Origin of the sequence: Sphingopyxis sp. (assembly GCF_036402335.1) — a bacterium.
Lineage (GTDB): Bacteria > Pseudomonadota > Alphaproteobacteria > Sphingomonadales > Sphingomonadaceae > Sphingopyxis.
In genome coordinates this window covers 1-4,655 of sequence record NZ_DASWTD010000324.1, presented here as the reverse complement: position 1 = coordinate 4,655, position 4,655 = coordinate 1, and the positions used below count along the sequence as shown (strand labels likewise).

At 63.9% G+C, this 4,655-nt stretch carries 7 protein-coding genes; 3 read left to right on the top strand and 4 right to left on the bottom strand.

Features of this window, described 5'->3' with window-relative positions; genetic code table 11:
* Positions 1–4: 4 nt before the first annotated feature.
* Complete coding sequence (locus VGD20_RS10055) at positions 5–793, bottom strand: protein ImuA (protein ID WP_331134308.1); 789 nt, start codon at positions 791–793, stop codon at positions 5–7.
* Positions 794–921: 128 nt separating this feature from the next.
* Here VGD20_RS10055 and VGD20_RS10050 point away from each other — a divergent pair, with 128 nt between their 5' ends.
* Positions 922–1,542, top strand: a complete 621-nt coding sequence (locus tag VGD20_RS10050) for a retropepsin-like aspartic protease family protein (protein WP_331134307.1) — start codon at positions 922–924, stop codon at positions 1,540–1,542.
* Here VGD20_RS10050 and VGD20_RS10045 read toward each other — a convergent pair.
* On the bottom strand, positions 1,539–1,976 hold the full coding sequence (locus VGD20_RS10045) for a DUF1810 domain-containing protein (protein WP_331134306.1): 438 nt from the start codon (positions 1,974–1,976) through the stop codon (positions 1,539–1,541). The genes VGD20_RS10050 and VGD20_RS10045 overlap by 4 nt on opposite strands.
* Positions 1,973–2,590 (bottom strand): SOS response-associated peptidase, encoded by a 618-nt coding sequence (locus VGD20_RS10040; RefSeq protein ID WP_331134305.1) that lies wholly within the window; start codon positions 2,588–2,590, stop codon positions 1,973–1,975. The genes VGD20_RS10045 and VGD20_RS10040 overlap by 4 nt, the downstream gene beginning before the upstream one ends.
* 55 nt (positions 2,591–2,645) lie before the next feature.
* Between VGD20_RS10040 and VGD20_RS10035 the strand changes: the two genes are divergently transcribed.
* Both VGD20_RS10035 and VGD20_RS10030 read left to right on the top strand, forming a co-directional pair.
* Entirely contained in the window at positions 2,646–3,158 is a 513-nt protein-coding gene (locus VGD20_RS10035; protein ID WP_331134304.1) for an SOS response-associated peptidase family protein, read from the top strand.
* Positions 3,159–3,208: 50 nt separating this feature from the next.
* Positions 3,209–3,751 (top strand): alpha-ketoglutarate-dependent dioxygenase AlkB, encoded by a 543-nt coding sequence (locus VGD20_RS10030; RefSeq protein WP_331134303.1) that lies wholly within the window; start codon positions 3,209–3,211, stop codon positions 3,749–3,751.
* Positions 3,752–3,769: 18 nt separating this feature from the next.
* On the opposite strand, the gene VGD20_RS10025 is transcribed toward VGD20_RS10030, so the two are convergent.
* Positions 3,770–3,973: a helix-turn-helix transcriptional regulator gene (locus VGD20_RS10025; protein ID WP_331134302.1), complete on the bottom strand. Its 204-nt coding sequence runs from the start codon at positions 3,971–3,973 to the stop codon at positions 3,770–3,772.
* Between the last annotated feature and the right edge of the window lie 682 nt (positions 3,974–4,655).

Genomic DNA, 4,655 nt, shown 5'->3' with positions numbered 1-4,655 from the left:
TGGCTCAGGCCGCGTGCCCGAGCGCGACGGTGTCGGCTCCGCCCGCAGCAACCGCTCGATCGCGAGTTGCGGCAGGAAGAGCGAGGCGACCCTGGTCATCGCACGCCTCCAGTTCGAGGGAGAAGGGCGGCCCGCCGCGTTGCCGCACAAGCTCGACCGACCACCGCCCGCGTCCCACGCCGGGCATCGATAAAGGTGTCGAGGCAAGACTGCCGATCCGCCAGCGCGTGCAGGCCAGCGAGAGATCGGTGAGCGGGCACTGACCGTAACGCCGGTAGCGGCGATACAGGAGCATCGGCGTCTTTCCTTCGGAAGCCGCAAGCTGAAGCCGCCGCGTGGCGGTCTGGTCCGCTGCTTTCACTTCGGCAACGACGCACGCGAGCGCCCCGTCGCGCAGCGCGTCTTCGCACATCGCGAGAAGCTCGCGGTCGTTCTTGCCCTGCGCATAGAAGATGCGTTCAGGCCCGAGCCCCGCCTGTTCGAGCCCCGGGGCATAGAGATCGAAGCGCGTCAGCGCCCAAAGCGCCGAAAGGCCCGGCGCCGCGGCAAAGCGCGCCACGATCCCAGCCGCGAACAGCGTCGCCGCCGCGTCGTCGCTCCAGCTTGCCGAAGCCGCCGCTACCTCGTGCAATCCCGCGCCATCGAGCCCGCCGCCAGTCAGCAGATGATCGATCGGTCCGACGCCGAACGGCAGCACCGGTTCACGCGAAGCGGCGACGCGCGCCACCGTCTCGCGAAGCGCTTGAAGCTCTTCGGCGGTCGGCCGGGGCTGTGAAAAAGGCGGTGCGGTCATGCTGATACGACTCAAATGTTCTCTTTATGTTCCACCTTGTGCTAGTCGGCGTCAAGCGACCTGCGGTGAGAAGCTGTGGATCATTCAGCGCCGCGTCAGTTTGCGGCCTGTAAAGCGGAGCGAAATTCATGGCCGTAAACACCGACCTTCCTTGGGATCAGCTCGCGATCTACGCCGTCGGTGCGGCGCTGATTCTCGTCATCCTGTTCAAGATTCCATATGTGGGGCGCGTCTTTCGTGCGCTTTTCTCCTTCGCGCTCCTCGCCTTCGGAATATTCCTCGTTCTTCATCAGGCGCCCTTCGATCCCAATCTTTCGAGAATCACGGCAAGCCTTGGTCTCGATAGCCAGGCGGTGGTGGGTGACGAGGTTCGCATCCCGATGAGCAGGGACGGCCATTTCTGGGCGACCGTCAGCGTAAATGGTATCGAACGGCGCATGCTTGTCGATAGCGGTGCCACGGTCACGGCGCTGTCCGAAGCAACCGCCGAGATCGCGGGTGTGAAGGCGGACGCGACGCTAGTACCGCTACTCATGAAGACGGCGAACGGGACCGTCCGAGCCGATGCCGGGACCGTCGACCGGCTGACGATCGGCGGGATTTCGGCCACGAAAATCAAGGTGGTGATATCGCCGGCCCTTGTCGACACCGACATATTGGGAATGAATTTCCTGTCCCAACTCGAATCGTGGCGCGTCGAAGGACGCACGCTGATCCTCAAGCCGAAAGGCGTCGAGCCGCGAGGTTAGCCGCCGACGTCCGCTTCCAAGAGGCTGACAGTCCGGTCGTCCCGCTCGCCGCCGAACCAGCGTGTCAACGCCGCCGCAAAGAGCGGATGGCCGTTTGCGGCGGTCTCGAACAGGGTGAGCGACGAGCGAAGCTTGACCGCATCGACGTCGCCGAACACCTCCACCGGATTGCTACCGGCCGCGTCCTGCAGCGCCGAAACGCATTCCATATAGCGGGGGCCAAGGAGCGGATGCGCCAGATACGCCCGTGCCTCGCCTAAATCCGCGATGGCATAGCGCCGCGCCATCGCGCTGCGGCCGAGCCCCGCCAGTTGCGGGAATATGTACCACATCCACTGCGAGCGCTTCTTGCCGGCGCGAATTTCGCCAAGGGCACGCGGATAGATTTGCTCCTGCGCGGCGGCGAAGCGGTCGAGACCTTCCACGTCGTTCACAGCGCGAGCGCGCCTTGTGCGGGCGGCTTCCCGAAGACCTGCGTTGGTTCGAGGCTTCCTTCCGGCAACCATTTAAGAACATCGCCCGCGGGCACACGCGGATCGAGCCAAGCTGCCCATTGGTCTCGGGCCAGCGGGATAATCTGGCGGTGATGATAGGGGGCGATGTCGGGACCCGCATCCATGGTGAGAAGCGTGAACGCCTCGCCATCATCATATTCGCGCCAGATGCCCGCCATACAGAACCAGCGATGATCCTTCATCGTGAAGAGCCATTTATCGAGGCGCTTCTGTGCCTTGTCGGTGGGATCGGTAAACTCGTAGAAACCGTCGCACAGCACGAGGCAGCGATGCGACGAAAAATCGCGCCGTTCCGAGCGAAAATTATAGACCGGTTTGCCGCTCGGCCCGGGCCAGCTCCATCGCCGGTTGACGAGTTCGCCCAGTGCAGAGCCTTCGCTGCTCCGCACGATGGGCGCCATATCGGTGATGCGGATGTCCTCGCGCCCCGGGACGTTCGGCGCACCTTCGGGCATATCGATCTTGATCTTGAGGTCGTCGAAATCCTCGGCGATCGAGGCGATGTCGACTTCCAATCGGTAATCATTGCACATTCGGAAGCGTCCCCTAGCTCTTGCGACTCAGCTTCGTTCCTATTATGTTCTAACCATGACCCTCGCGCCAACCCCTTTTGATCCCGATGCTCCCGGCGGGGGCGTGACGGCATTGGTACGCCGCGACCCGGACAATATGGCCGAAGTCGAAATGGTCAAAGCGGTCTGGGGTTCCGATCCGCGTTTTTCCGACGGCATCAACTACCGGTTCGTTCGTTCCGAAGGACGCGTTTTCCCCGCGCGCCGTTGCCTCATCCCGGCGTCCGAGTTTCGCATGGGGACCGGCGACCATCGTTACCGGGTCACGCTCGATAGCGGCAATTTCTTCTACCTCGCCGCTAAATGGGATCCACCGCTTGCCGACTGGCCGCTATCCTACCGGATCATCACCATCCCCGCCGGGGCCGACGTCATCCCGTATCAGTCGCGCCACGGCGTAATCATAGAGCGCCGCAATGTGATGCACTGGCTCGACGGGACGCTTCCGCCCGAGGTGCTCTTCGAAGAGCCGCCGCGTCATACGCTCTTCGTCGAGCCGCTCCGCGCGCAAGCCGCGCTGCCGTTGTGAACCGGCCGGCGAGCGAGCGCGCACTTCGCTCGCGGGCCACGCAAGCGGACTTGTTCGGGCCGTCGCTTCCTGCAGGCCTTTGCTACGAAGACGATGTTATCGAGCGTAGCGAGGAGGCGGGGCTGATAGCCGCCATAGCGGCGTCGGGTCTTTCTCCCTTCCAGTTCCAACAATGGGAAGGGAAGCGGCTGACGCGCTCGTTCGGATGGACCTATGACTTCACGACGGGACGCTTCGCGCCGGGCGATGCGATCCCCGAATGGCTGCTGCCGCTCAGATCAAGGGCGGCCGCCTTTGCAGGGCTCGATCCCGATGCGCTCGAACAGGTGCTGCTGATCGAATATGGCGTTGGCGCCGGCATTGGGTGGCACAAGGATCGGCCGGTGTTCGAGCATGTAATTGGCGTTTCGCTCGGTGCGCCCGCGGTTATGCGCTTCCGGCGTCGGGAGGGAGCGAGCTTTCAGCGCCGGTCGGTCGAACTCGCCCCGCGATCGATCTATCATATGAGCGGCAATATCCGCGACGATTGGGAGCATAGTATCGCCGCGATGGATGCGCCGCGCTGGTCTGTCACCTTTCGCAGCCTCCTGTGAGATGGAGAGCGGGTCCGGCTATTTTGAGACCTCGTACGAGAATGGATTCATTTGCCACTCCGTCACTTCGGACTCGCGCCAGCCACAGCATCGTTCGGATATCCGTACCTGCTTGGGGAAGGTGCCCGCCCGGACCTTTCGATAGAGTGTGGCCCGGCTGAGCCCGGTGCGATCGAGTACGCTGTTGAGCCTCAGGAAGCGGTCTGGGGGGTGTGATGCCATGGCAATGTCCTTCACATTCTGACCCGGTGTGCGTCTCCCTGCGACTGAACATGAGAGACTAGGCGGATAGGTCAATCTGTCGGGGCCGCTCGATCGGGCGAGATGCGCCGTGGAGCTTTATCGCGCGTCATAAGGTCCCCCGCGAAACCTGCGCGACAGCCCGACGGAAGCAGCCGTCCCGCCCATGCGGGCGGCCAGGCTCTATTCCGCTGACGCTCCACCGAGCCGGCTGCGCCGTCTCGGCCCATGCGGGTGACGATCCCTGACGGGACGATGGACATCGCGTGTGGCCATGCGACGGCGTTGTTCGTGCCGGCCGCGGCGAAGCGGGGTGGGCGTCGCTACCCACTAATCCCGCCCCGGCGACCCGCAACCCGGAGCTTCGCCCCGGGTCCTCCACTTCGTTCCGGCCTTCGGTGCGGCTCGCCTTCATGGGCGGGACTGCCGGTTCGCTCCTGCTGCCCACCCCGCTCCGCCGGGGCCGTTGCGGTTCAGGGAAGGAGGGGAAGAAACGTGGCTCGGCTTCCTTTGAAGCGTTCTGTCCAGCGGATCGTGCATGAACTTGCGATGCTGCGATGGCGGCTGGGTATCGAGACGGCGCATGATCGCGAACGGCGTCGGCGCTTCGATAGCGCTCTGGCCGGGCTTCCGGAAACCGACCGCATGATCTTCCTGATGGCCC

Bases quoted from the DNA above. Each gene is read 5' to 3' on its own strand.
- VGD20_RS10055 (WP_331134308.1), bottom strand. From the start codon at position 793: ATGACCGCACCGCCTTTTTCACAGCCCCGGCCGACCGCCGAAGAGCTT.
- VGD20_RS10050 (WP_331134307.1), top strand. From the start codon at position 922: ATGGCCGTAAACACCGACCTTCCTTGGGATCAGCTCGCGATCTACGCC.
- VGD20_RS10040 (WP_331134305.1), bottom strand. From the start codon at position 2,590: ATGTGCAATGATTACCGATTGGAAGTCGACATCGCCTCGATCGCCGAG.
- VGD20_RS10035 (WP_331134304.1), top strand. From the start codon at position 2,646: ATGACCCTCGCGCCAACCCCTTTTGATCCCGATGCTCCCGGCGGGGGC.
- VGD20_RS10025 (WP_331134302.1), bottom strand. From the start codon at position 3,973: ATGGCATCACACCCCCCAGACCGCTTCCTGAGGCTCAACAGCGTACTC.